The following is a 25,550-nucleotide window of genomic DNA, read 5'->3' on the forward strand; positions in this document are numbered from 1 at the left end:
CGCCGCTTGGTTGTTCGGCACGTCGTTGTTCGCCACGGAATCTACCTTCAGCTGGAAATGTCGGTCGGGAGCGGGACGGCGGGCGGGATCAGGCCAGGCCGAGCTCCTTGTCGAGGGCGTCGAACAGCTCGTCGTCGGTCGCCGCCGCCAGGTCGCCGTCCGGGTCCTCCTCGGCTGTCAGCCCGTGCCAGCCCTGCAACACGTGCTGGAGGCGCTGGGCGATCTCGGCCGCCTCCGGGACGACGCCGCCGGCGGCGTCCGCCGAGTGCTGCTTGAGCAGTGCCTCCAGCCGGTCGATCGCCTCCAACGGGCCCCCGGCGCCGGCCGGTTGCGCCGGGGCCAGTTCGGCGAGCAGGTGCCGGGCGACCGCCAGCGGGGTCGGGTGGTCGAAGACCACCGTGGTGGCCAGGCGCAGCCCGGTGACCTTGTTGATCCGGTTGCGGAACTCCACCGCCGTGAGCGAGTCGAACCCGAGGTCCAGCAGCCCGCGCTCCGCCTCGACCCGGTCCGGCGAGCCGTGCCCGAGGACGGCCGCCGCGTGCTCCCGCACCAGCTCCAGGAGCAGCGGCTCGCGCTCCTCCGTCGGGGCCGCGGCGAGCCGGTCGCGCAGGGACGGGCCGGTGGCGGCCACCGCGGTCGGGGCCGCCTTCGCGCGGGGTGGCCGCTGGGCGGTCCGAACCAGGCCGCGCAGGATCTCGGGGAGCGTGCCCGAGGCCGACCTGGCCTGGAGGGCCGGGCTGTCGAGGGCGACCGGGGCGAGCAGGGGGCTGCCGTGGCCGAGCGCCGCGTCGAACATCCGCAGCGCGTCCTCGGGCGCCATCGGGACGATGCCGGAGCGGCGAAGCCTGGTCAGGTCAGCCTCGTTCAGCTTCTCGCCCATGCCGCCCTCGTCCCAGAGGCCCCAGGCGAGGGAGGTGGCGGGCAGGCCGAGGGTGTGTCGGTGGTGGGCGAGGGCGTCCAGGAAGGCGTTGGCGGCGGCGTAGTTGGCCTGGCCGGCGGTGCCGGTGAGGCCGCTGACGGAGGAGTACAGGACGAAGGCGGTCAGCGGGAGTTGGGCTGTCAGCTCGTGGAGGTGCAGCGCGGCGTCGATCTTGGGGCGCAGGACGGTGTCGAGGCGTTCGGGGGTGAGGGCGGTGATGATGCCGTCGTCGAGGACGCCGGCGGTGTGGATGACGGCGGTGAGGGGGTGGTCGGTGGGTACGGCGGTGAGGAGGGCGGCGACGGCGTCGCGGTCGGTGGTGTCGCAGGCGACGGCCCGGACCTCGGCGCCGGATTCGGTGAGCTCGGTGACGAGTTCGGCGGCGCCGGGGGCGTCGGCGCCCCGGCGGCTGGTGAGCAGGAGGTGCCGGACGCCGTGCTCGGTCACCAGATGCCGGGCCAGCAGCGCACCGAGTTGACCGAAGGCGCCGGTGATCAGGACGGTTCCGGCGGGAGCGAGGTCGACGGTGCCGGTGCCGGTGGCGCTCGCGCGGCCGAGGGTCGGGCCGTGGAGGGCGTCGTCGCGGACGGCGAGCTGGCTGCGACCGGAGGCGAGGGCATCGGGCAGCAGGCGGGCGCTCTCGTGGACCGGGACCGCGGGATCGAGGTCGAGGACGGTGAACCGGCCGGGAGCCTCGGACTGCGCGGTCCGCAGCAGGCCCCAGACGGGCGAGTCCGCGAGGGCGGGGACCACGGGGGCGGGACCGGCCGCGACGGCGCCCCGGGTGAGGACGACAAGGCGGGAGTCGGCGAGGCGTTCGTCGGACAGCCACTCCTGGAGGACGGCCAGGGCGGTGTGGGCGGAGTGGTGGGCGGCCCCGGGGAGGCCGTGCTCCGGGGTGGGCCAGGGGAGGAGCACGGTGGCGGGGGTACGTCCGGACGCGTCGGCCGCGGCACGGAGGGCGGTCAGGGTGGGGTGGATCTCGGTGATGCCGAGAGCGGACGCGATCGGGTCGGTGGTCCCGCCGACGAGGGCCCAGTCGGTGGTGCCGGTGTTGGTGCCGGTGTCGGTGGGGTGGATGGGCAGCTTCTGCCAGTCGACCGTGTAGAGCGGGTCGCGGTTCGAGCCGAGCGTGCTGGGATCGAAGGCGCGAAGAGTCAGGCCGGCGGTGAGGACGGGGGTGCCGGTGGGGTCGGTGATGGTGAGGTGGGTGGTGTCGGGGGTGGTGGGGGTGAGGGTGGTGTGGAGGGTGGTGGCGTTGGTGGTGTGGAGGGTGGTGTCGGTCCAGTTGAAGGGGATGAGGAGGGGGGTGTCGGGGGTGCTGTTGATGAGGAGGGGGTGGAGGGTGGCGTCGAGGAGGGCGGGGTGGAGGGTGTGGCCTTCGGGGGTGAGGTCGGTGGGGAGGGTGATTTCGGCGTGGAGGGTGTTGTCGGTGTCGCGCCAGGCTTTGGTGAGGCCTTGGAAGGCGGGGCCGTAGGTGTAGCCGCGTTCGGTGAGGTGGTGGTAGGTGTCGGTGAGGTCGATGGGGGTGGCGGTGGCGGGGGGCCAGGTGCTGCTGGTGTCGGGGGTGTGGGGGGTGGTGTTGGTGAGGGTGCCGGTGGCGTGACGGGTCCAGGGGTGGTCCTCGTCCGCACGCGAATGGATGGCGAAGGTCCGCTGTCCCTCGTCGGTGGGGCCGCCCACCGTCAACTGGACTTCCACCGCACCCGGTTCGTCGAGTACGAGCGGCGCCTCCAGGGTGAGGTCCTCGATCGTCGGGGTGTCGGTGTGTTGGGCGGCGTGGAGGGCGAGGTCGACGAAGGCGGTGCCGGGCAGGAGGGTGGATCCGGCGATGGTGTGGTCGGCGAGCCAGGGGTGGGTGGTGGTGGAGATGCGTCCGGTGAGGATGAGTTGGTCGCTGTCGGCGAGGGTGATGAGGGCGCCGAGGAGTGGGTGGCCGGGGGAGGTGAGGCCGGCGGTGCCGAGGTCCCCGGTGGGTTGCTGGGGGGTGAGCCAGTAGTGCTGGTGTTGGAAGGGGTAGGTGGGGAGGTCGGTGTGGGGGGTGGGGGTGGTTGTGGTCCAGGTGGTGGGGGTGTGGCCGGTGGTGTGGAGGGTGGCGAGGGCGGTGGTGAAGGTCTGTGCTTCGGGGGTGTTTTTGCGCAGGGTGGGGATGGCGGTGGCGTCGGTGGTGAGGGTTTGGCGGGTGAGTGCGGTGAGGGTGGTGTCGGGGCCGAGTTCGAGGTAGCGGGTGACGCCGGCGGTTTCGAGGTACTGGATGCCGGGGTGGAAGCGGACGGCTTCGCGGATGTGGCGGGCCCAGTAGGCGGGGTCGGTGAGTTCCGTGGTGATCGGTTGTGCGGTGAGGTTGGAGATGACGGGGATTTGGGCGGGGTGGTAGGTCAGGTCGGCGATGGTGGTCTGGAAGTCGCCGAGGATGTCTTCCATGTGGGGGGAGTGGAAGGCGTGGCTGACCTGGAGGCGGGTGGTGCGGCGGCCCTGTGCGGTGAAGTGGGCGGTGATGGCCTCGACGGCCGGGGTGTCGCCGGAGACGACGGTGGAGCGGGGGCCGTTGACGGCGGCGAGGTCCACCTCGTGGCCCTGCGTCTCCAGTAGCGCCAGCACTTCTTCTTCGGTGGCTTCCAGGGCGGCCATCGCGCCGTCGTTGCGGGCGGACTGCATGAGGCGTCCACGGGCGGCGACCAGGGTGACGGCGTCTTCGAGGGAGAGGACGCCGGCGAGGTGGGCGGCGGTGACTTCGCCGATGGAGTGGCCGATGAGGTAGTCGGGGGTGATGCCTTCGTGTTCGAGGGCCCGGTAGAGGGCGGTCTGGAGGGTGAACAGGGCGGCCTGGGTGTACGTGGTCTGGTGGATCAGTTCCGGGTCGTCGCCCCAGAGGACCTCGGTCAGGGGGTGGTCGAGGTGGGGGGTGAAGAGGCGGGCGGTTTCGTCGAGTGCGGCGGCGAACGCCGGTACCGCTTCGTAGAGTTCGCGTCCCATGCCGTGGCGTTGGCTGCCCTGTCCGGTGAGCAGGAACGCCGTCTTACCCGGCCGGGCCGTGCCGGTGACCAGACCCGGGGCCTCGGTGTCCTCGGCGAGCGCCCGCAGTGCGGCGAGCACGCCCTCGCGGTCCGTCGCGGTCACGACGGCGCGGTGGTCGAAATGGGTGCGCGCGGCGAGGCTGCGGGCGACGGAAGTGGTCTCCGCCTCGGGCTGTTGGGCCAGGAAGGCCGTCAGCTGCCGTGCCTGCTCGCGCAGTGCCTGCGTGGTGCGCGCCGCGAGGAGCAGCGGTGGCTGTTCCGTCGGCTCGGTCGGCCGAGGTGCCTCCGCGGGCTGTTCGAGGATGACGTGGGCGTTGGTGCCGCTGATGCCGAAGGACGACACCGCCGCTCGGCGGGGACGGTCGTCCTCGACGTCCCACGGCCGTGCCTCGGTGAGCAGTCGGACGGTTCCGTCGGACCAGTCGACGTGGCTGGTCGGCTGTTCGGCGTGCAGGGTGCGCGGCAGGATGCCGTTCCGCATCGCCATGACCATCTTGATCACGCCCCCGACGCCGGCCGCCGCCTGGGAGTGCCCGATGTTGGACTTCAACGAACCCAGCCAGAGCGGGTGTTCGGCATCGCGTGTCTCGCCGTAGGTGTTCAGCAGCGCCTGGGCCTCGATGGGGTCGCCGAGGCGGGTGCCGGTGCCGTGCGCCTCGACGGCGTCGATCTCCTCCGGTGCGAGTCGCGCGTTCGCCAGGGCCTGGCGGATGACGCGTTCCTGGCTGGGGCCGTTGGGCGCGGTCAGGCCGTTGCTGGCGCCGTCCTGGTTGACGGCGGTGCCCCGGACGATCGCCAGTACTGGGTGGCCGTTGCGGCGGGCGTCCGACAGGCGCTCGACCAGCAGCAGGCCGACGCCCTCGCTCCAGCCGGTGCCGTCCGCCTCGTCGGAGAACGCCTTGCAGCGTCCGTCCGGGGACAGCCCGCGCTGGCGGCTGAACTCCACGAAGGTGCCCGGGGTGGACATGACGGTGGCGCCGCCCGCGAGGGCGAGCGAGCACTCGCCGGCCCGCAGGGCCTGGGCGGCCAGGTGCAGGGCGACCAGGGAGGAGGAGCAGGCGGTGTCCACCGTGATCGCCGGGCCTTCGAGGCCGAAGTTGTAGGCGATCCGGCCGGAGACGACGCTGCCGGTGTTGCCGGTCAGCAGGATGCCCTCCAGTTCCTTCGGCATGAGCTGAACCGGCGGGGCGTAGTCGTGGTACATCACGCCGGCGAAGACCCCGGTGTCGCTGCCGCGCAGGGTGGTCGGGTCGATGCCGGCCCGCTCGAAGGTCTCCCAGGCGGTCTCCAGCAGCAGTCGCTGCTGCGGGTCCATCGCGGTGGCCTCGCGCGGGCTGATCCCGAAGAACTCGGAGTCGAACTCGCCCGCTCGGTAGAGGAATCCGCCCCGGTCGGTGATGGACTTGCCGACCGCCTCCGGGTCCGGGTCGTGGAGGTCCTCCGGCCAGCCGCGGTCGTACGGGAACGGGCCGATCCCGTCGCGGCCCTGGTCGACCAGCTGCCACAGTTCCTCGGGCGTGGTGACGCCACCCGGGTAGTGGCAGGCCATGCCGATGATGGCGATCGGCTCCGCGTCGTCGGCGGTCCCGGACCCGACGGCTCGGGTGGTCCGCGGGCGGGGTGCCTGGACGAGGCCCGCGGCCTTGGCGAGTTGCTCCTGCAGGTGCTCGGCCAGGGCGCCGGGCGTCGGGTAGTCGAACACCAGGGTGGCCGAAAGTCGGAGCCCGGTCGCCGAGTTGATGCGGTTGCGCAGTTCGACCGCGCTCAGCGAGTCGACGCCCAGCTCCTTGAAGCCGGCGGAGGCGTCGACCGTGTCCGCGCTGCTGTGGCCGAGCACGGAGGCCGCCGACGCACGGACCAACTCCAGTGCGGTGGCCAGGCGTTCGGCCGTGTCCAGTCCGGCCAGCCGCTCGGCGAACTCGTTGCCCGCCGGCTGGGCGGCCCTGGCCCGGACCCGCTGCGGGGCGGTCCGTACCAGCCCGCGCAGCAGCGCCGGGACGGATTCGGCGTCGGACCGCGCCCGGACGGCGGCGAGGTCGAGCCTGGCCGGGACGAGCAGGGCCTCGGGGCGGCCGAGGGTGGCGTCGAGGAACGCCAGCCCCTCGTCCTCGGACATCGCGGCGACGCCCGCGCGGGCCATGCGCGCGAGGTCGGCGTCGCTGAGCTTCTCGCCCATGCCGCCCTGGCCCCAGAGGCCCCAGGCGAGGGAGGTGGCGGGCAGGCCGAGGGTGTGTCGGTGGTGGGCGAGGGCGTCCAGGAAGGCGTTGGCGGCGGCGTAGTTGGCCTGACCGGCGGCGCCGATCAGACCGGAGACCGAGGAGTACAGGACGAAGGCGGACAGCGGGAGGTGGGCTGTCAGCTCGTGGAGGCGCAGCGCGGCCAGGACCTTCGGGCGCAGGACGGTGTCGAGGCGTTCGGGGGTGAGGGCGGTGATGATGCCGTCGTCGAGGACGCCGGCGGTGTGGATGACGGCGGTGAGGGGGTGGTCGGTGGGTACGGCGGCGAGGAGGGCGGCGACGGCCTCGCGGTCGGTGGTGTCGCAGGCGACGGCCCGGACCTCGGCGCCGGACGCGGTGAGTTCGGTGACGAGTTCGGCGGCGCCGGGGGCGTCGGCGCCCCGGCGGCTGGTGAGCAGGAGGTGCCGGACGCCGTGCTCGGCGACCAGGTGCCGGGCCAGCAGGGCACCCAGCCGTCCGAAGGCACCCGTGATCAGCACCGTGCCCTCGGGGTCGAGCCGCACCGGGCCGGAGTCGGCCGCGGCCGGAGCGTTGACGCGGGCGAGCCGGGGCACCTGGAGAACACCGGCCCGAAGCGCGGACTGCGGCTCACCGGTGGCGGAAGCGGCGCGCAGGACGCGAAGCGACTCGGGCGTGCCGTCGTGATCCACCAGGGTGAACCGGCCCGGATACTCCGACTGCACGGTCCGCAGCAGACCCCACACCGGGGCCGCGGCCGGCACCCCGGCCTCGGTCGGGCCGCCGGCGGGCACGGCCTGCCGGGTCAGCACCAGCACCGGGGTCTCGGCCAGCCGGTCGTCCTGGAGCAGCGCCTGGACGGTCGCCAGGGCGTCGTGGGAGGCTCGGTGGGCCGCCTCGAACAGGGCGCCGGCGTCCGTGCCGTCCGCCCCGAGGTGGCCCGGCGCGTACACCAGGACCTCGGGCGGCTCGGCCGTCCCGTCGTCGAGGGCCGCGCGCAGGGCGGCGGCGTCCTCGTACCGGACGGCTTCGAGCGCCTCGGCCGTTCCGGCGTCGCCGATCAGGGCCCAGCGGCCGCCGGTCGCCTCGGCGAGCGCGGCGGCCGCGGGCTGCCAGGCGACGGTGTACAGCGGGTGCCGCTGGTCGGCGTCGCGCAACTGTCCGGCGGAGGCCTCGCGCATCACGAGCGCGTCGATCTCGGCGACCGGTGCGCCGGTCGGATCGGTGAGGCGCAGCACGGTTCCGGTGCCGTCGTCGGACGGGCGGGCCGTGAGCCGGAGCCGGGTGGCGCCGACGGAGTGCAGCGTCACACCCCGGAAGGTGAACGGAAGGCCGCGCTCGGCGCCGGCGATCAGGAGGGGGTGGAGGGTGGCGTCGAGGAGGGCGGGGTGGAGGGTGTGGCCTTCGGGGGTGAGGTCGGTGGGGAGGGTGATTTCGGCGTGGAGGGTGTTGTCGGTGTCGCGCCAGGCTTTGGTGAGGCCTTGGAAGGCGGGGCCGTAGGTGTAGCCGCGTTGGGTGAGGTGGTGGTAGGTGTCGGTGAGGTCGATGGGGGTGGCGGTGGCGGGGGGCCAGGTGGTGTGGGTGTCGGGGGTGGGGGTGGTGTGGGGGGTGGTGTTGGTGAGGGTGCCGGTGGCGTGCCGGGTCCAGGGGTGGTCCTCGTCCGCGCGCGAGTGGATGGTGAGCGCGCGCCGGCCCTCGGAGTCGGGCGCCTCGACGCTGACCTGCAGGTCGACCGCGTCGCGGTCGTGCAGGAACAGCGGGACCTCCAGCGTCAGTTCCTCGATCGTCGGGGTGCCGGTGTGTTGGGCGGCGTGGAGGGCGAGGTCGACGAAGGCGGTGCCGGGCAGGAGGGTGGATCCGGCGATGGTGTGGTCGGTGAGCCAGGGGTGGGTGGTGGTGGAGATGCGTCCGGTGAGGACGAGTTGGTCGCTGTCGGCGAGGGTGATGAGGGCGCCGAGGAGTGGGTGGCCGGGGGAGGTGAGGCCGGCGGTGCCGAGGTCCCCGGTGGGTTGCTGGGGGGTGAGCCAGTAGTGCTGGTGTTGGAAGGGGTAGGTGGGGAGGTCGGTGTGGGGGATGGGGGAAGCCGGCTGGTAGCAGGTGGGGGTGTGGCCGGTGGTGTGGAGGGTGGCGAGGGCGGTGGTGAAGGTCTGTGCTTCGGGGGTGTTCTTGCGCAGGGTGGGGATGGCGGTGGCGTCGGTGGTGAGGCTCTGGCGGGTGAGTGCGGTGAGGGTGGTGTCGGGGCCGAGTTCGAGGTAGCGGGTGACGCCGGCGGTTTCGAGGTACTGGATTCCGGGGTGGAAGCGGACGGCTTCGCGGATGTGGCGGGCCCAGTAGGCGGGGTCGGTGAGTTCCTCGGTGACGGGCTGTGCGGTGAGGTTGGAGATGACGGGGATGCGGGCGGGGTGGTAGGTCAGGTCGGCGATGGTGGTCTGGAAGTCGTCGAGGATGTCTTCCATGTGGGGGGAGTGGAAGGCGTGGCTGACCTGGAGGCGGGTGGTGCGGCGGCCCTGGGTGGTGAAGTGGGCGGTGATGGCCTCGACGGCGGGGGTGTCGCCGGAGACGACGGTGGAGCGGGGGCCGTTGACGGCGGCGAGGTCGGCGCCTTGGCGTAGTTGGGCGCGGACTTCTTCTTCGGTGGCTTCCAGGGCGGCCATCGCGCCGTCGTTGCGGGCGGACTGCATGAGGCGTCCGCGGGCGGCGACCAGGGTGACGGCGTCTTCGAGGGAGAGGACGCCGGCGAGGTGGGCGGCGGTGACTTCGCCGATGGAGTGGCCGATCAGGTAGTCGGGGGTGATGCCTTCGTGTTCGAGGGCCCGGTAGAGGGCGGTCTGGAGGGTGAACAGGGCGGCCTGGGTGTACGTGGTCTGGTGGATCAGTTCCGGGTCGTCGCCCCAGAGGACCTCGGTCAGGGGGTGGTCGAGGTGGGGGGTGAACAGGCGGGCGGTCTCGTCGAGCGCGGCGGCGAACGCCGGTACGGCCTCGTAGAGTTCGCGTCCCATGCCGTGGCGTTGGCTGCCCTGTCCGGTGAACAGGAACGCGGTCTTGCCCGGCCGGGCCGTGCCGGTGACCAGACCCGGGGCCTCGGTGTCCTCGGCGAGCGCACGCAGTGCGGCGAGCAGGCCCTCGCGGTCGGTCGCGGTCACGACGGCGCGGTGGTCGAAGCGGGTGCGCGCGGCGAGGGTGTGGGCGGCCGCGACGGTGTCCGCGTCGGGCCGGTGCTCCAGGTACTCCGCCAGCTGCCCTGCCTGGGCCTGCAGTGCCGGTGCCGATTTCGCCGACAACTGCCAGGGCAGTGTGGCGAGTTCGGTTTCCTCGCGCTCGGATCCGGTGTCGGCCTGCTCCAGGATGAGGTGGGCGTTGGTGCCGCTGATGCCGAACGAGGAGACGGCGGCCCGGCGGGGACGGTCGTCCTCGACGTCCCACGGCCGTGCCTCGCTGAGCAGCCGCACCGTTCCGTCGGACCAGTCGACGTGGGTGGTCGGCTGGTCCACGTGCAGGGTGCGCGGCAGGACGCCGTTCCGCATCGCCATGACCATCTTGATCACGCCCCCGACGCCCGCCGCCGCCTGGGAGTGCCCGATGTTGGACTTCAACGAACCCAGCCAGAGCGGCCGTTCGGCGTCGTGGGCGCGCCCGTAGGTGTTCATCAGGGACTGGGCCTCGATCGGGTCGCCGAGGCGGGTGCCGGTGCCGTGCGCGTCGACCGCGTCCACGTCGGCCGGGGCCAGCTCCGCGTCGGCCAGGGCGCGTCGGATGACCGCCTCCTGGGCCGGTCCGCTGGGCGCGGTGAGGCCGTTGCTGGCGCCGTCCTGGTTGGTCGCCGTGCCCCGGATCACCGCGAGGACCGGGTGGCCGTTGCGGCGGGCGTCCGACAGGCGCTCGACCAGCAGCAGGCCGACGCCCTCGCTCCAGCCGGTGCCGTCCGCCTCGTCGGAGAAGGCCTTGCAGCGTCCGTCCGGGGACAGCCCGCGCTGGCGGCTGAACTCCACGAACATGCCGGGGCTCGCCATGACCGCCGCGCCGCCCGCGAGCGCCAGGGAGCACTCGCCCGCCCGCAGCGCTCGTACGGCCAGGTGCAGCGCCACGAGCGAGGAGGAGCACGCGGTGTCGACGGTCAGCGCCGGGCCCTCCAGGCCCAGGGTGTAGGCGATCCGGCCGGACGCGACGCTGCTGAGCTGGCCGGTGAGCAGGTAGCCGTCGACGCTGGGGGTGCCCTCGGCGAGCCGGGGGCCGTACTCCATGCCGTAGGTTCCGGTGAAGACGCCGGTGTCGCTGCCGTGCAGCGTGCCGGGGTCGATGCCGGCCCGTTCGACGGCCTCCCAGGCCGTCTCCAGCAGCAGGCGCTGCTGCGGGTCCATGGCGAGGGCCTCGCGCGGGCTGATGCCGAAGAAGGCACTGTCGAAGCCGCCGGCGTCGGGGAGGAAGCCGCCGTGGCGGGTGGTGGAGTGGCCGGTGGCCGCCGGGTCCGGATCGTAGAGGTCCTCGTTCCAGCCGCGGTCCGTGGGCAAGGGACCGATGGCGTCGGTCTCCTCGGCGACCAGCCTCCACAGGTCCTCGGGGGAGGAGACGCCGCCCGGGTAGCGGCAGGCCATGCCGACGATGGCGATCGGCTCGCTCGGCAGCACCGGCGAGCGGCGTTCGACGGTCGTGCCGGTGTCCGTCCCGGCCTCGAAGAGCAGCGTGTGCAGGTGCTCGGCGAGGGCTTGCGTGGTGGGGCGGTCGAAGGCCACGGCGACGGGCAGCCGCACGCCCAACAGCCGGGTCAGCCGGTCGCGCAGCGCCACCGCCCCCGCGGACTCCAGGCCTAGGTCCCGGAACTTCTGCCGGTCGTCCGGCGGCGGACCGGCGGAGTCCCCGGGCCCGAGCACCGCGGCGGCCTGCTCCCGGACGAGGTCCAGGAGGAACGGCTGCCGCTGGTGGGGCGGCAGGGCCTCCAGCCGGGCGCGCAGCGGGTTGACCGGTACGGACGGCCCGTCCCCGGTCGGCTCCGCGTCGAACTCGGGCAGCTCCAGGTGCGGAGCCGTCTCGTCGGCCGTCGCTCCGGACAGCTCGACGGGAACGCCGTGCACGTACAGTTCGGCGGTTGCGCCGGCCAGTTCGAGCTGGCTGTCCTTGCCCCGGGCGAGCGTGCCGGTCACCAGTCCTTCGCCGTGGTCGGACCGCGCGGCGTCCTGCAGGACGTCGCGCACGGCCATCTTGAGCACCGGGTGCGGGCTCGCCTCCAGGAAGACCTGGTGCCCGTCGGCGATCAGGGTGCGTACGGCCGACTCGAAGAGCACCGGGGTGCGCAGTTGGCGGGCCCAGTACTCCCCGTCCAACTGGTCGGGGGACAGCCGGGTCCCGGTCGCGGCCGAGTAGAACGGGATCGGACCGCCGTCGAGCGGGCGGACGGTGCGCAGTTCGGTGAGCAGCCGGTCCATGATCGCGTCGACCTGGGGGACGTGGACCGGGAAGTCGGCGGGGATTCGGCGGGCCCGGACCCCGTCCGCCGCCAGTTGCTCCAGCAGCTCGGTCAGCGCCCGGTCGTCGCCCGAGACGGTGACCGAGCCGGGGCCGTTGACGGCCGCGACGTCCAGCAGGCCGTCCCAGGCGGTGAGGCGGGCGCGCATCTCGGCCTCCGGCAGCAGCACCGCGACGATGCCCCAGCGGCCCGAGCGGTCCTCGGTGAGGGCGGCGCCCCAGACCGCCGCGACCCGGAGGGCGTCCTCCAGGGAGAGCACGCCGCAGGCGTGGGCGGCGGCCATCTCGCCGATGCTGTGGCCCACCACGGCGGCCGGTTCGACGCCGCGCGAGCGCCACACCGCCGTCAACGAGATCATCACGGCGACCAGCGCGGGCATCACGACCGCCGGCGTCACCAGCGGCGGCGCGCCCTCGGTGCCCCGCAGCACCTCCGTCAACCGCCAGTCCACCAGCGGGGCGAGGGCCTGCTCGCAGGCCTCGACGCGCTCCCGGAAGACCGGGTCGGTGTCGAGCAGGTCGGCTGCCATGCCCGCCCAGTGGGCCCCGAAGCCCGGGTAGACGAAGACCGGCCTGACCCCCTCCTCGGCACCGACGGCCCGACCGGCCCACAGGCCCTCGGACACCGCCTCCGTCCCGCTCTCCGCCACGGCTCGCAGCCCGGCCAGCAGCTCCGACCGGTCCCGGCCGACCAGGGCGGCCCGGTACGCGGTGGCGGCGGGGTGGCGCGCCGCCCGGTCCGCGGCGAGCAGGGCGGCGGAGGCGGCGGCCGGGCTCGGTGCGGGCTCGGCGTCGAGCAGTCGGGCCGCGGCCGCGGCGCGCGCCCGCAGCGAAGCCGGGCCGGGCGCCGAGACGGTCCACAGCACGACGGGGGTGGGCTCAGCAGTCATCGTCTACCGTCTCCGAGATCGGGTCCGCCGAGGTACGTCGGCGGTTTCTGGTGGTTCTGGGGTTCGGGTTTCGGGGGTGCGGGGCGCCGGGCGCCTCAGGCCCGTACGGCCGGCGCCGGGGCGAGCAGCGAGCGGATCAGCGTCAGCGTCGCGGCGGGCGAGTCCCGGTGGAAGAAGTGGCCGCCCGGCAGGGTGAACACCCGGCAGTCGGCCGTGGTGTGCCGGGCCCACTCCTGGGCGAGGGCCGCGCCGATCAGCGGATCGCCGGACCCGACCAGCACGCTCAGCGGCACCGGTACCGGCCGGTCCCCGCGATCGACCCGGCTGAGCGCCAGCCGCAGGTCGTCGCGCAGCAGCGCGACCGCGTGGGCCAGCCACTCGGGGTAGGCCCGGACCAGGTCCGGGATCCCGCCGAGGCCCGCCATCCAGCTGGTCAGCTCCTCGTCGGTCCGCATCGCGGGCTCGATCTCCTGCCGGGGCGTGTGCGGTGGCGGGGCCGCCCCGAGCAGCAGCCGCTCGGGCAGTTCCCGGCCGCGGGCCCGGCGACGCCGGGTCAGCTCGAAGGCGACCTGGCCGCCCATGCTGTGCCCGTAGAACGCGTGCGGCTCGTCGAGCAGCGGGTCCAGGGCCTCGTCCAGTTCGTCGAGCAGGCGGTCGAAGTCGTGCAGCCGGGCCTCCCGGACCCGGTGCTCGCGACCGGGCAACTGCACCGGCACCACGGCGACGTCGGCGCCCAGCTGCTGCTGCCAGGTGGAGAAGGACGAGGCCATGCCACCCGCGTGGTGGAAGCAGAGCAGTCGCAGCGGCGCGTCACCCGGATCCGGCTGCCGGGGCAGCAGGTAGGGCGAGCGGCCCGGGCCCAGGAGCCCGGGCGGTGCGAGCGCGCCGGGGGCCGCGGTCATGTTCCGGACCTGGCGGTCAGCTCGTAGATGTCGCCCAGGCTGCCGGCCTCCAGCACCTTGGGCATGGACACCTGCTGCCCGGTCTCCCGCTCGAGCGCGGTCAGCAGCGTCAGCAGGTGGAGCGAGTCCCAGCCGGGCAGTTCGTCGAAGCCCAGCGCGAGGCTGTCCGGCGTCAGCGACAGGCCGATCTCGGCGTGGACCAGGGTGAGGAAGTCGTCGATGGTGTTCACTGCTGGGGCCCTCCCAGGCTCAGCGTCAGCCGGATGTGCTCCGGGGTTTCGGCGATCTCCGCCAGGTCGTGGCGGAAGGTGGTCGATCCGGCGCCGTCGGTTCCCTCCGCCACCGGCCGGAAGCCGTTGCCGGGGTAGAACTCCTTGACCTTGCCGTTCTTGGCGGTCGGCCGGAAGCTGCCCTCGACCGCGGTGAGCCCGCGCTCCCGCGCGTGGCTCAGCACCGCCGAGAGGCAGGCCTGCTCGATGCCCCGGGCGAAGACCCGGCAGCTGAGCAGGAAGTTGTCGATCCGCAGGACGGTCCCGTCCCGGTGGGCCAGCACGGCGCCCACCACGCCGTTGTCCCCGAACCGGTCGCTGGAGCGGATCGTCAGCACCAGCGCGTCCTCGTCGGCCGCCAGCTCGGTCACCTCGGCCGGCTGGAGGCGCTGGGTGGTGAGGTTGAACTGGTTGGTGCGCAGCGTCAGTTGGGAGACGCGGGCGATCTCCGACTCGTCCGCGTCGGCGAGTCGCACCTGTACGTCCAGCTCCCGCAGGTAGTCGTCCAGGGAGGCGAAGCTGTGCAGGAAGTCCTTGCGGTCCAGCTCCTCCCGGTAGCGCGCGGGCCGCTTCAGGTCGTCGGTGGTGATGTCCCGGACGTCGAACCAGCCGTCCCGCAGCACCTTCTCCACGTGCAGCGCGGCCTCCTCGTCCAGCCGCAGTACGGCCACCTCCGGCAGCTCCCGGGAGACCAGGCCGCACTCGTACGGGCTGTCGTCCGCGAACACGAAGCTGTCCACGCCGAGGTTCAGGTCCGCCGCCAGCTCGCGCAGGTTCTCGTGCTTGGGGCGCCAGTTGGCGATCACCCGGACGAAGTCCGCCTCGCGCAGCGTCATCTCCGGGTGGTCCCGCAGGACCTCCCGCACCGGCTCCAGGTCGTTCTTGCTCACCGCCGCGAGCAGCACACCCTGCGAGGCGAGCTGCTTGGCCGCCTTCTGCAGGGTCCGGAAGGCCTCGCCGCGGTAGCTGCCCGCGACCTCGATGCCCTCGCTGCCGTCGTCGCCGAGAACCCCGCCCCAGACCGTGTTGTCCAGGTCCAGCACCAGGCACTTCTTCGCCCGGCCGGTCGCCCCGCGCAGCAGGTGGGCCACCTCCCGGGCGTACTCCGCGAGCAGCTCGGGCGACAGCTGGGTCTTGGTGTAGACACCGAGCCGGGCATCGCGCAGCGGCACGTCCGCGCCGACCAGCGGCTCCAGGTCCAGGACGGTCAGCGCCGGGTGCTCGTCCATCAGCCGCAGCAGCCGGGCGTTGGCCTCCCGCCAGACGGCGCCCAGCCGGGCCCGGTCGCGCAGCCCGACCAGCTGCGCCGACCAGGCGCGCGGCAGCGGCAGCGTGTTGAGGACCAGCGTGCCGCGCCCCGCGCCGGCGAAGACCGAGGCGAGCCGCTCGAACAGGGCCAGCTTCTCCGCGAGGACCCGCTCCACGTCGTCCGGCGTCCACGGCACCGGCACCTCGTCGAACACCACCGAGGCGTCCAGCACGCACACCACGGCGTCCGGCCGCGCCCGGTAGAGGGCGCTGTCCGGGTCCGACAGGTCGAAGACGTAGGAGTCGAAGTCGGCGACGTGTGGACGCAACAGCACGCCGTGCCGCGCCAGTTGGGCGGTCAGGGGCCCGGTCAGCCCGGACACCGTGCTGTGGCCGGTGATGGCCACCGTCACCACCGGCGTCTGCGGGTGCACGTCGAGGACCGCGTCCGCGCCCACCCGGGCCAGCATGTTCCCGGCCCGGCGCAGCCCGTCCGCGTCGCCCTCCTGGTCGATCGCGGCGATCAGTTCCCGGACGCGGGGGTACTCGGCGGCCAACAGGCCGTCCTCGTGCAACAACCGGAGGGTGCCGCTCATCTTCTCGCCCATCCCAGCTCTCCCGTACGTCGATACGACGCCGGTCATGCTCGGCAGACGGTCTAAAGCGCCCCTAGCGCCGATGTGAGGTGGTGATCAGTCGGGCCGAGGCAGCGAGGCCGGACCGGGGTGCGCGAGACGGAGGGGACGGGCCGGAGGCAGACCGCGAGTCGGCCCCGTGAGCTCCCGCAGGCACGGCCTCGGGGAGCTCACGGGGCCGACGGCCTTCCGCGGGCTGCTGGGGGTGTGCCCCCGGGTCAGGCGGTGCCGCAGTGCTCCCGGTACCAGGGGGCCCAGGAGGGCAGGGCGGCCAGGGCGTCCTCGCCGCAGTCGACGCCGGCCAGCGCCCAGACGCGTTCGCTGGCGAACCAGTTGTCCTGGGCCAGCAGCGAGAACTGGCGGGCGCTCAACCGTGAGCCGCTCGCGTCGAGGGCGGCGACGCACTGCGGCCAGGGCCAGTCGCGGTCGGGGACCGGCGGGAGGACCGCGTGTTCCTCGAGCGTGTCCAGCAGGCGGTGCAGGCGCACCGGTCGGGGATGGCTCGCGTGGTGGACGGACGGGCCGAGCGGGCGGGGTGTGGACAGGGTGGCGACGATCAGCCGGGCCAGGTCCACCACGGGGACGACGGAGAGGAGCGCGGCCCCGGAGGCCCAGCGCGCGGGCACCCGGCGGCGCAGTTCGGCCACGGCGGGCACCACCCACCGGTCGCCGGCGCCGAGGACGAGTCCGGGGCGCAGGACGACGGCGCCCGCGTCGAGGGCGGGCTGCTCACCGGCGAGGCGGGTGGCGCTGGTCGGGGAGACCGGTGCCGGTTCCACCTCGCCCACGTCCGTGCCCCGGTGGGGGCCGTGGCCGTAGACGGCGGCCGTCGACAGGTGGGTCACCCGGGTCACACCGGAGTGGACGGCTTCCGCCATGAGCCGCGCGGTGCCGTGCACGTTGACGGCGGTGCAGGCGTCGTGGTCGCCGCTGATCAGGGAGGCCAGGTGCAGCAGCGCGTCGGCGTCCCGGCACACGCCGCGCAGGCTGTCCGGGGCGGAGAGGTCGGCCTCGACCCACTCCGCTCCGGCGGCGATCAGCTCGGCGGGTGCCCTGCGACCGACGACGCGCACCTGCCAGGCCGGATCGCGCAGCAGCAGGGCGGCCACGTGCGAGCCGATGAATCCCGTGGCACCGGTCAGCACCACCCGGCGTGGTGTCACACCCATTGCCGCCCCCGTTCCGGGGCGACGCGGATCTGCGGCAGTGCCTCGGCGGAGGCGACGCCGGGCAGCAGGTAGCGCCACAGGGAGACGATGCGTTCGGGGAGGTCGGACCAGCCCGCCGAGATCTGCGACTTCAGCTGGGTTCCGGTGAACGCGGCCACCAGGACCTCGGCGAACTCGCTCCCGTCGACGTCCTCGCGCAGTTCACCCCGCTCGCGCGCCACGTCCAGTTCGCCGCGGAAGCGCTGCGCCCACCAGTCGTACGCCGAGTCGTCGTTCAGGGCGGGGCCGCCCTGGTCGACCGCGAGGCGCACCCCGGCCCGCAGCAGCGTGTTGCTCTGCAGCTCGACGGCGAGGGTCAGCGTGACGTCCACGAGCTGCTGCAGCCCCTGCGGTTCGGCGGGCAGTCGCAGGTCGCTCGCCTGCTCCAGCATGACGGCCCGGGCGAGGTCCTCCTTGGACTTGAAGTGGAAGTACATCGCCCCTGAGGTCAGGCCCGCCGTCGCCAGGATGCGGTTGATCCCCGCGCCGTGGTAGCCGACCTGGTCGAACACCTCGGCCGCGGCGCAGACCAGCGCGGCCCGTGTTCTCAAGGCTTGTTCGTGTTTGTGTCCACTCGTCATCCGCGCGTAGTCCGCCTGTCATTGTCGAGCAACAAATATGGATACAGAACGATCTCTATGTTACACATGAACCTATCGCCGACGGGTCGTCGCAGCGACCCGGCGCCTTCACTGGGGGTCTTTCATGCTTGTTTGCAAGGAACTCGACCGCAGCCGCCCGGGCGACGCCGGCGAACCCGGCATCACGGGCGCCGGCAGCACTGACGCCTCCGACGACACCGTCCCCGTCGAACCCTGGCAGGTGCACAAGCTGCGCCCTGACGAGGTGTATCTCACCCGCTGGCGCCGTACGGGGCCCGACGCCTTCCACATACGGGCCCGGCGCCCGTCGCGGCACCCGTTCTACCGGGTCGCCCCGGACTTCGACCCGCTCCTGCTCTGCGAGACCGTCCGTCAGACCTTCCCGCTGCTGTGCCACGCCGCCTACGACGTGCCGCGGGGGTACCAGCTGATCTGGGAGCGCGTCCGCTACGACGTCGACGACGCCGCGTACGCCGGGGTCGACCGCGGCCCGGACGTGGAACTGGACGTCCGCTGCTTCGACCTGTCCTACCGCGGCAAGTACCCGACGGCCCTGTCCCTGCGGGCGGTCGTCAGCTGGGGCGGCCTGCCGGTGGCCACTGTCGACACGCGGTTCACCGTCCAGTCCAGGGCCGTGTACCAGCGGCTGCGCGGTGCGTACGCCGACACCGAGGCCGCCGTCGCGAAGGCGTTACCCACCCCCGCGTCCGCGCCGTGCGCCGGTACCGGCCGCCACCGGGCGGGGGACGTGCTCCTCGCCTCCCCGGTCGACGGCGGCCGACAGCTCCGGGTCGACCCGAACCACCCGATCTACTTCGACCACCCCGTCGACCACGTGCCCGGCATGCTGCTGCTGGAGGCGGCCCACCAGGTGGTCGGCGGCGCGGTCAGCACGCTCGACTGCACCTTCCACCGGTACGTCGAACTCGACACCCCCTGCACGGTCCTCACCACCCCGCTCGACCCCGAGGCGCAACCGGCCGGCAGCGGGAGCGGAGCGGTGAGATGGGCGAGGATCACGGCCGTCCAGGACGGCCGGCGGCGCTTCACCGCCGACCTCGTCCCCTACGCCGCTCCCGTCCTGGCGGACAGCGGCCGGGGCGCACGGTGAGCGACGCGGCATGACGACGACGGCCCCTGGGTCACGCCGGCCGGATCCGGAGACGCCTCTCTGGGATCTCAACCTCAAGCATCTTCAGGCGTTCCTCGCCGTCGCGGACACCCTGAGCTTCACCTCCGCGGCGGCCCAGCTCGGAAGCAACCAGCCGACCCTCACGCGCTCCGTGCAGCGCCTGGAGGAGCAGTTGGGGGTTCCGCTCTTCCTGCGCACCACCCGTCAGGTCGCCCTCAGTCCGGCCGGGGCCCGGCTGCGGGACCGGCTGCAGGACCTGCTGCCCCAGCTCAAGCAGGCGCTCGATCCGGAGCCGTCCAGCCCCGTCCTGCGGCTGGGGTTCTCCTGGCTGCTTCCGGACGGCTGGGTGCACGAGGCGATCGTCCAGTTCGAACGGGAGAGCGGCGCCCGGGTGCAGTTGCACCGCAGGGACGACCGCTGGGCGGGCGTGGACCGGGCCGTCGTGGACATCGCGCTGCTGCGCGGTCACCCTCCGGCCGACCGGATGAAGGCCACCAGGCTCGGCACCGAGGGGTGCGCCGCGGCCGTCCCCCACCGCCACCCCCTGGCGGGCCGCCCGTGGGTGGACTGGACGGAGCTGGGCGACCACCCGCTGGTGGTCAACTCGACCGGCCGGGCCCTCCTGGACCCGGACGGGCAGCTGGGCGCCGAGCACCCGCGGATCGTGCACTGCGACAACTTCGACGAGTGCCTGGAGTCGGTGGCGGCCGGACGGGGCGTCAGCGTGATGCCCGACCTCGTCCTGCAGCGCAACCTCCACCCGGCCCTGGAGTTCGTGCCGCTGCGCGGAGCACCGAGCATCCCGCTGTCCCTGATCCGCCCCGCCCAGGGCGCGCACCCGCTCGCCGAGCGTTTCACCGAGGTCACCCGGCGCGTCCTGCTGTCCCGTCGCTCCGGGCGCGCGGCCCTGGGCCAAGGCCCGGGTGTCAGGGCCGGCCGGGTGCTGGCGGGGCGCTGAGCCGGGTCGGCGGCCGACACCGCGGAGCGCGGGTGTCGGCCGCCGGCGGGTGCGCGCCGACGTCACGCGCCGGCCGCGCTCCTCCCCTTCAGGGCCTCGGCGTTGACCGCGCCGGGGACGGGGTCGCCGACGAGCGCCCAGCACACCGCCTGGGCCGCCTCCCGGCCGGCCCGCTCCTGCGCCTCCCGCGTGCCGGCCCCCAGGTGCGGGGTGGCGACGACGGAGGGGAAGGAGAGCAGGGCGTTGCCGACGGCCGGTTCGACGGCGTAGACGTCGAGTGCCGCCCCGGCGATGCGTTCCTCCTTCAGCGCGACGGCCAGCGCGTTCTCGTCGACGATGCCGCCGCGGGCGGTGTTGACGAGGATGAGGGAGGGGCGGGCCAGCCGCAGTTCGGGCTCGCCGATGAGCGCCGTGGTCTGCGGCGTCTTGGGCACGTGCACGGTGACGACGTCGCTCCCGGCCATCAGCTCGTCCAGCTCGACCAGCCGGACACCCAGGTCCTGGGCCCGTCCGCGGGTCACGTACGGGTCGTGGGCGAGGAGCCGCATGCCGAACGCGGCGAGCCGCGTGGCCACCAGGGCGCCGACGTGTCCCAGGCCCACGATCCCGACCGTGCTGCCCGCCAGCTCCCTGCCCTGGAACCGGGACCGCTCCCACCGGCCCGCCCGCAGGGACGCGTCGGCGGACACGATCTGGCGGGCGGCGGCGATGATGAGCCCGACGGTGAGTTCGGCGACGCTGAGGACGTTGGAGAGCGGCGCGTTGGCGACCAGGACGCCGGCCGCGGTGGCCGCCTGGACGTCGACGTTGTCCAGTCCGACCCCGGCTCGTGCCACGATCCGCAGCCGGGGCGCCGCGGCCAGCGCCGCCGCGTCCACCCGGGTGCCGCTGCGGATCAGCAGGGCGTCGGCGTCGGCCAGCGCGCGGTGCAGTGCCTGCGGATCGCGTCCGTCACAGCTGCGGACGTCGTAGCCGTCCAGTTCGGCGAGTGCCTCCGGGGCCAGCGGGTCGGCCACGACGACGACGGGTTTCCCCACGGTGGTGTTCTCCTCGGACGGGTGGGGCCGACCGTTCGGTGCGGACCGGTCGGCGCGGCTGGGCGGGGTCATGCGACGGGCTCGGCCGCGAGGCGGCGCGGCAGGTCGGCGCGCCGCCAGATGTCGTCGAGCGCGTCGGCGAAGGCGACGATCCCGCTGTCGTCGTGCTGCGGGGTCGGGGTGACCCGCAGCCGCTCGGTGCCCGCGGGAACGCTGGGCGCGTTGATCGGCTGGACGTAGAAGCCGTGGCGTTCCAGCAGCTCGTCCGCGACCTCCCGGCAGGCCCGGGAGTCCCCGACCAGCACGGGGACGATGTGCGCGGCGTCCGAGACCACGGGGATGCCGCGTTCCCGCAGCAGCGTGTGCAACAGCGCGGCCTTCTCACGCAGTTGGCTCCGCTCCTTCTCGGAACGCTTGAGGTGCCGTACGGCCGCCAGCGCGCCGGCCGCGACGGCCGGGGGCAGGGAGGTGGTGAAGATGAACGCGGAGGCGAAGCTGCGGACGGCGTCCACCACCGGGGCGGGGCCGGCGATGTAGCCGCCGGCCGTGCCGAAGGCCTTGGCCAGGGTGCCCTGGACGACGTCGAACCGGCCCTGGAGGCCGAGTTCCGCGGCCTTGCCGGCGCCCCGCGGCCCGTACATGCCGACCGCGTGCACCTCGTCGAGGTAGGTGAACGCGCCATATTCGCGCGCGAGTTCGGCCACCCGCGCGAGCGGTGCCACGTCGCTCTCCATGGAGTAGACGCTCTCCAGCGCCACGATCTTGGGGACGGCGGGATCGGTGCCGGCCAGCAGTTCCTCGAGGTGCTCCACGTCGTTGTGCCGGAAGATGAGCTTCTCCGCGCCGCTGTGCCGGATGCCCGCGATCATCGAGGCGTGGTTGAGCTCGTCGGACAGCACGACGCAGCCCGGCAGCCGGCCCGCCAGGACGGTCAGGGCGGCGTCGTTGGCGGCGTAGCCGGTGGGGAGGACGAGCGCGGACTCCATGCCGTGCAGATCGGCCAGTTCGCGCTCCAACTCCACGTGGTAGCGGTGGTTGCCCGAGATGTTGCGTGAGCCGCCGCTGCCCGCCCCGGACTCGTCGACGGCCCGCTTCATGGCCTCCAGGACGAGCGGGTGCTGGCCCATGCCGAGGTAGTCGTTGCTGCACCACACGTGGATCCGGCGCCCGGTGCCGGGGCCGTGCTTCAGCGCGGCGGGGAACGAGCCGGCCAGGCGCTCGACCTCGAGGAACGTCCGGTAGCCGCCGCGGTCACGCAGGTCGTCCAGTTGGGATGCGAAGAATTCGACGTAGTCGAACATCATTCCTCCGGTTCGCCGGTTCAGAACGGACACCGGAAAGATAGACAGCTGCTCCGGGTTCTCGTAAATTCTGTTTCCGGCCGCCCATGAGCGGGTCGGATAAATCGAGGTGGAGAGCGCCTCGGGGAGTTATTCGCCGACCGCATGGATCACCGTCCGGGACATTTCTCTTGTATCAGTGATTTGCCTATAGTCCTGAATCATGATCGCTCAGTCACACGACCTGCCGCGGTCGGCGACGACCATGGACATCGAGGAACTCGTCAGGCTGCGCGGCCACCTGCTCGGTGCCGGCACCGCCCCCTACTCCGCCCGCACCCCGCAGGAGGACGCCGCCTGGCGCGCGGCGTACCGCTCCTGGCTGGTCCGGCGGCTGACCGGGCCGACCGGCCGGGTGCAGGTGACGGTGATCGGTCCGGCGCACCGGCTGGCCGCCTGCGCCGTCGCCGTGATCGACGACCGCGCGCCGACCGCGCACTGCCCGAACGGCCTGACCGGATGGGTGCAGTCGGTCGTGGTCGACCCGGACCGGCGGCGGCTCGGACTCGGCACCCGCGTCATGCGACACGCCCTGGACTGGCTGCGTTCGCGGGACGTGCACAGCGTGGTGCTGCAGACCACGCCGGACGGTGCGGCCCTCTACCGCGGCCTCGGTTTCGTGCCGACGGGCGAAGACCTCCTGGCCCTCGACCTGCGGGGCGCCGAAACCAGCTGCGAGGTGATCGAGGCATGAAAGTCCTCATCGTCGGACTCGGATATGCCGGAACGCGGTTCCGCATCGCGTTCCGGAACACCGGAATTCCGATGGAATTCGCACACGTGGGCCGGAACCAGCGCGATCCGAATATCCCGTACTACACCTCCGTGCGGCAGGGGCTCGACCGGTTCCGCCCGGACGTCGTGGTGGTCACCGTGCCGGACGCCGCCCATGCCGGGATACTCGGGGAGCTTTCCGGCTTCCAGGGTTTCGTGGTGACGGAGAAGCCGCTCACCACCTCCCGCGACGACCCGACGGCCGTGGCGGCGGCGATGGCGAAGACCTCGGGCTTCTGCATGGATCTCGTCGAACGCTATTCGGAAGCGACGACGCGGTTGCGCGACCACGTTCGCCGCACCGGCCTGAGCCTGGTCCGGGCCCACTTCACCTGGGGCAAGGACCGCATCAACGACCACCGCCCCACCAGCGGCGTGGCGAGCGAGGTCATCCACCCGCTCGACCTCGTCGGCTGGATCGCCGGCGACGGCACGGACCTGGAGCTGGACTCGGTCGTCGGCACCCGGTCGGACTTCTCCATCTCCGGGGCCGACGTCCTCGACAGCGTGGCGCTGGTCGGCCGGCTGGGCCCGGGCGTGGTCACCGGCTACAGCAGCTTCGTCAACATCACCCGCAAGCGGGAGGTCGACTTCGTCTTCCGCACGCCGGACGGCGAACTCGAGTACGCCACCGCCGTCTACGACACACCGGCCTGGGACGCCGACCGGCTGCGCATCTGGCGGCGCACCTCGGAGGGCGACACGGTGCTGGCCGAGCTGGACACCGGGGAACAGCCGGTGCCCGAGGGCGCCGCGACGGTGGTCAAGCTGGGCCGGATGGCCGCCGACGTCGCCCGGTTCGTCGTCCACGGCGAGCAGCCCGCACAGCCCTTCCCCGGCCTGGCCGACGCCCTGGCCCTCCAGGACCTGCTGACCTCCATGGAGCGCGCGGCGCGCGGCCCGGAGCCGGTCGCCTACTTCCCGGACGGCCGGACGGTGCTCCAGGAGGCCGACTGGGAGCGGCTGGGCTGACCGCCCCGCTCCCTGCCTCCCCCTCGATTCCCTTGTTTTCCAACGCCCTTGACCCCGTCCCCGCTGCGTGAGGACGAGAAGGAGACCGACATGTGCGGAATAGCCGGCTGGGTGGACTTCGGCCGCGACGTGCGCCAGGAACAGGACATCCTGGAGGCGATCACCCGGACGATGGCCTGCCGCGGCCCGGACGCCGAGGGCATGTGGAGCGACCGGCACGCGGCGCTCGGCCACCGCAGGCTGTCCATCATCGACCTCGACGGCGGCGCCCAGCCCATGGTCGCCGACGAGGCGGGCCGCACGCTGGCCTGCCTGACGTACAGCGGTGAGGTGTACAACTTCCAGGAGCTGCGCCAGGAACTGGTCGCCCGCGGCCACAAGTTCCGCACCAGGAGCGACACCGAGGTGGTCCTGCGCGGCTACCTGGAGTGGGGCGAGGGCCTGGTGGACCGGCTCAACGGCATGTACGCCTTCGCCGTGTGGGACGTCCGGGAGCAGACCCTGCTGCTGGTCCGCGACCGCATGGGCGTCAAGCCGCTCTACTACTTCCCCACCCCGAACGGCGTCGTCTTCGGCTCAGAGCCCAAGGCGATCCTCGCCCACCCGGAGGTGCCCCGCCGGGTGAGCGCCGAAGGCCTGCGCGAGATCCTGGAGATGGTGAAGACCCCCGAACACGGCGTCTTCTCCGGCATGTACGAGGTGCGCCCCGGTCAGCTCGTGCGCCTGACCCGGGCGGGGCTGTCCAAGCGGGTGTACTGGGCGCTGGAGGCCCGGGAGCACACCGACGACCTCGACACCACGATCGCCACCGTCCGCGGTCTCCTGGACGACATCGTCACCCGCCAGACCGTCGCGGACGTGCCGCTGTGCTCGCTGCTCTCCGGCGGCCTTGACTCCTCGGCCATCACCGCGCTCGCGCACCAGAAGCTGGTCGCCCGCGGCGAGGGCCCGGTGCGCTCCTTCTCGGTCGACTTCGCCGACCACGGCGGGAACTTCGTCGCCGACCCGGTGCGCGGAACCTCCGACGCGCCGTTCGTCCGGGACCTGGTCGACCACATCGGCGCCGAGCACAGCGAGGTGCTCATCGACAGCGCCCAGCTCGCCGACCCGCAGCTGCGGGCGAAGGTCCTGCGCGCCCTCGACCTGCCGCCGGCCTACTGGGGCGACATGTGGCCGTCGCTGTACCGGCTGTTCCAGTCCGTCCGCGCCCAGTCGACCGTCGCCCTGTCCGGGGAGTCGGCGGACGAGGTGTTCGGCGGCTACCGCTGGTTCTTCGACGAGGAGGCGGTCCAGGCCCAGACGTTCCCGTGGCTGACGTCGGCCACCGGCAAGTACTTCGACGGCAAGTCGCTGTTCGACCCCGGCCTGCTGCACAAGCTGGGCATGCCCGACTTCCTCCGCGACAGCTACGCCCAGGCGGTGGGGGAGACCCCGGTGCTGCCGGGCGAGGACGCCACGGACCGGCGGATGCGGCAGATGAGCTACGTGAACCTGACCCGGTTCGTGCAGACCCTGCTGGACCGCAAGGACCGGATGAGCATGGCCGTCGGCCTGGAGGTGCGGGTCCCGTTCTGCGACCACCGGCTCGTGGAGTACGTGTTCAACGTGCCCTGGCGGATGAAGTCCTTCGACGGCCGGGAGAAGAGCCTGCTGCGGGCGGCCACGAAGGACCTGCTGCCGGAGTCGATCGTGCAGCGGGTCAAGAGCCCGTACCCCACCACCCAGGACCCGGCGTACGAGCGGGGCCTGCGCCGGGCGTTCACCGCGCTCCTCGGCGACGCGGATTCGCCGGTGCTGTCGCTGCTGGACCGCGACGCGGCCCGCCGGCTGCTGGACTCGCCGGTCGGCGACACCAGCGCGCAGTACGACCGCTCGGGTCTGGAGCTGGCGCTCGGCGTCAACGACTGGCTGGTCGCGTACGACGTGACGCTGGACCTCTGACCGGGCGGGCCGGGGCCTGACGGTGGGTGGGCCGGGGCCCGATGGCGGGCG

Annotated in this window: 13 protein-coding genes; 5 read left to right on the forward strand and 8 right to left on the reverse strand. The window is 73.2% G+C overall.

All coding sequences use genetic code 11. The features are described 5' to 3' along the window. Positions 1–88 precede the first annotated feature (88 nt). From ACZ5OX_RS13975 to ACZ5OX_RS14000, 6 genes are all read right to left on the reverse strand, one after another. On the reverse strand, positions 89–12,481 hold the full coding sequence (locus ACZ5OX_RS13975; protein ID WP_465630105.1) for an SDR family NAD(P)-dependent oxidoreductase: 12,393 nt from the start codon (positions 12,479–12,481) through the stop codon (positions 89–91). Positions 12,482–12,576: 95 nt separating this feature from the next. Then, positions 12,577–13,383, reverse strand: a complete 807-nt coding sequence (locus tag ACZ5OX_RS13980) for a thioesterase II family protein (protein ID WP_465630106.1) — start codon at positions 13,381–13,383, stop codon at positions 12,577–12,579. Continuing rightward, complete coding sequence (locus tag ACZ5OX_RS13985) at positions 13,380–13,613, reverse strand: phosphopantetheine-binding protein (RefSeq protein ID WP_465630107.1); 234 nt, start codon at positions 13,611–13,613, stop codon at positions 13,380–13,382. Before ACZ5OX_RS13985 ends, ACZ5OX_RS13980 begins: the two co-directional genes overlap by 4 nt. Then, a complete protein-coding gene (locus ACZ5OX_RS13990) occupies positions 13,610–15,508 on the reverse strand; it encodes an HAD-IIIC family phosphatase (protein ID WP_465630108.1) in 1,899 nt (632 codons plus the stop codon). The genes ACZ5OX_RS13985 and ACZ5OX_RS13990 overlap by 4 nt, the downstream gene beginning before the upstream one ends. A gap of 245 nt (positions 15,509–15,753) precedes the next feature. Then, complete coding sequence (locus ACZ5OX_RS13995) at positions 15,754–16,704, reverse strand: NAD-dependent epimerase/dehydratase family protein (RefSeq protein ID WP_465630109.1); 951 nt, start codon at positions 16,702–16,704, stop codon at positions 15,754–15,756. Next, positions 16,695–17,294, reverse strand: coding sequence for a ScbR family autoregulator-binding transcription factor (locus tag ACZ5OX_RS14000; RefSeq protein ID WP_449793252.1), 600 nt, complete (start codon positions 17,292–17,294; stop codon positions 16,695–16,697). Before ACZ5OX_RS14000 ends, ACZ5OX_RS13995 begins: the two co-directional genes overlap by 10 nt. Before the next feature lie 154 nt (positions 17,295–17,448). Here ACZ5OX_RS14000 and ACZ5OX_RS14005 point away from each other — a divergent pair, with 154 nt between their 5' ends. Further along, positions 17,449–18,456 (forward strand): ScbA/BarX family gamma-butyrolactone biosynthesis protein, encoded by a 1,008-nt coding sequence (locus ACZ5OX_RS14005; RefSeq protein ID WP_465630110.1) that lies wholly within the window; start codon positions 17,449–17,451, stop codon positions 18,454–18,456. A 10-nt stretch (positions 18,457–18,466) separates the two neighbouring features. Beyond that, positions 18,467–19,435 carry a LysR family transcriptional regulator gene (locus ACZ5OX_RS14010; RefSeq protein ID WP_465630111.1) on the forward strand — a complete coding sequence of 323 codons (969 nt, stop codon included), beginning with the start codon at positions 18,467–18,469 and terminating at the stop codon, positions 19,433–19,435. Positions 19,436–19,497: 62 nt separating this feature from the next. Here the strand turns inward: ACZ5OX_RS14010 and ACZ5OX_RS14015 are convergent, their stop codons facing one another. Both ACZ5OX_RS14015 and hemA read right to left on the reverse strand, forming a co-directional pair. Further along, positions 19,498–20,472 (reverse strand): hydroxyacid dehydrogenase, encoded by a 975-nt coding sequence (locus ACZ5OX_RS14015; RefSeq protein WP_465630112.1) that lies wholly within the window; start codon positions 20,470–20,472, stop codon positions 19,498–19,500. 68 nt (positions 20,473–20,540) lie between these two features. Next, positions 20,541–21,773: a 5-aminolevulinate synthase gene (hemA, locus tag ACZ5OX_RS14020; RefSeq protein WP_465630142.1), complete on the reverse strand. Its 1,233-nt coding sequence runs from the start codon at positions 21,771–21,773 to the stop codon at positions 20,541–20,543. A gap of 202 nt (positions 21,774–21,975) precedes the next feature. Here hemA and ACZ5OX_RS14025 point away from each other — a divergent pair, with 202 nt between their 5' ends. The 3 genes from ACZ5OX_RS14025 (at position 21,976) to asnB (ending at position 25,499) form a co-directional block, all read left to right on the forward strand. Continuing rightward, a complete protein-coding gene (locus tag ACZ5OX_RS14025) occupies positions 21,976–22,506 on the forward strand; it encodes a GNAT family N-acetyltransferase (RefSeq protein WP_465630113.1) in 531 nt (176 codons plus the stop codon). Further along, on the forward strand, positions 22,503–23,558 hold the full coding sequence (locus tag ACZ5OX_RS14030) for a Gfo/Idh/MocA family oxidoreductase (protein ID WP_465630114.1): 1,056 nt from the start codon (positions 22,503–22,505) through the stop codon (positions 23,556–23,558). Before ACZ5OX_RS14025 ends, ACZ5OX_RS14030 begins: the two co-directional genes overlap by 4 nt. Positions 23,559–23,648: 90 nt before the next feature. Beyond that, the gene (gene asnB, locus ACZ5OX_RS14035) at positions 23,649–25,499 is read left to right on the forward strand and encodes an asparagine synthase (glutamine-hydrolyzing) (RefSeq protein WP_465630115.1); all 1,851 of its coding nucleotides are present in this window, start codon (positions 23,649–23,651) and stop codon (positions 25,497–25,499) included. Positions 25,500–25,550: the final 51 nt, after the last annotated feature.

Source organism: Kitasatospora sp. NPDC032121 (assembly GCF_055580145.1).

What these genes read in the sequence shown, in the direction of transcription:
- ACZ5OX_RS13995 (WP_465630109.1), bottom strand. Translation starts at nt 16,704, where the DNA reads ATGGGTGTGACACCACGCCGGGTGGTGCTGACCGGTGCCACGGGATTC.
- asnB (WP_465630115.1), top strand. Translation starts at nt 23,649, where the DNA reads ATGTGCGGAATAGCCGGCTGGGTGGACTTCGGCCGCGACGTGCGCCAG.
- ACZ5OX_RS13990 (WP_465630108.1), bottom strand. Translation starts at nt 15,508, where the DNA reads ATGGGCGAGAAGATGAGCGGCACCCTCCGGTTGTTGCACGAGGACGGC.
- ACZ5OX_RS14030 (WP_465630114.1), top strand. Translation starts at nt 22,503, where the DNA reads ATGAAAGTCCTCATCGTCGGACTCGGATATGCCGGAACGCGGTTCCGC.
- ACZ5OX_RS13980 (WP_465630106.1), bottom strand. Translation starts at nt 13,383, where the DNA reads ATGACCGCGGCCCCCGGCGCGCTCGCACCGCCCGGGCTCCTGGGCCCG.
- hemA (WP_465630142.1), bottom strand. Translation starts at nt 21,773, where the DNA reads ATGTTCGACTACGTCGAATTCTTCGCATCCCAACTGGACGACCTGCGT.
- ACZ5OX_RS13975 (WP_465630105.1), bottom strand. Translation starts at nt 12,481, where the DNA reads ATGACTGCTGAGCCCACCCCCGTCGTGCTGTGGACCGTCTCGGCGCCC.
- ACZ5OX_RS14010 (WP_465630111.1), top strand. Translation starts at nt 18,467, where the DNA reads ATGACGACGACGGCCCCTGGGTCACGCCGGCCGGATCCGGAGACGCCT.
- ACZ5OX_RS14005 (WP_465630110.1), top strand. Translation starts at nt 17,449, where the DNA reads ATGCTTGTTTGCAAGGAACTCGACCGCAGCCGCCCGGGCGACGCCGGC.
- ACZ5OX_RS14025 (WP_465630113.1), top strand. Translation starts at nt 21,976, where the DNA reads ATGATCGCTCAGTCACACGACCTGCCGCGGTCGGCGACGACCATGGAC.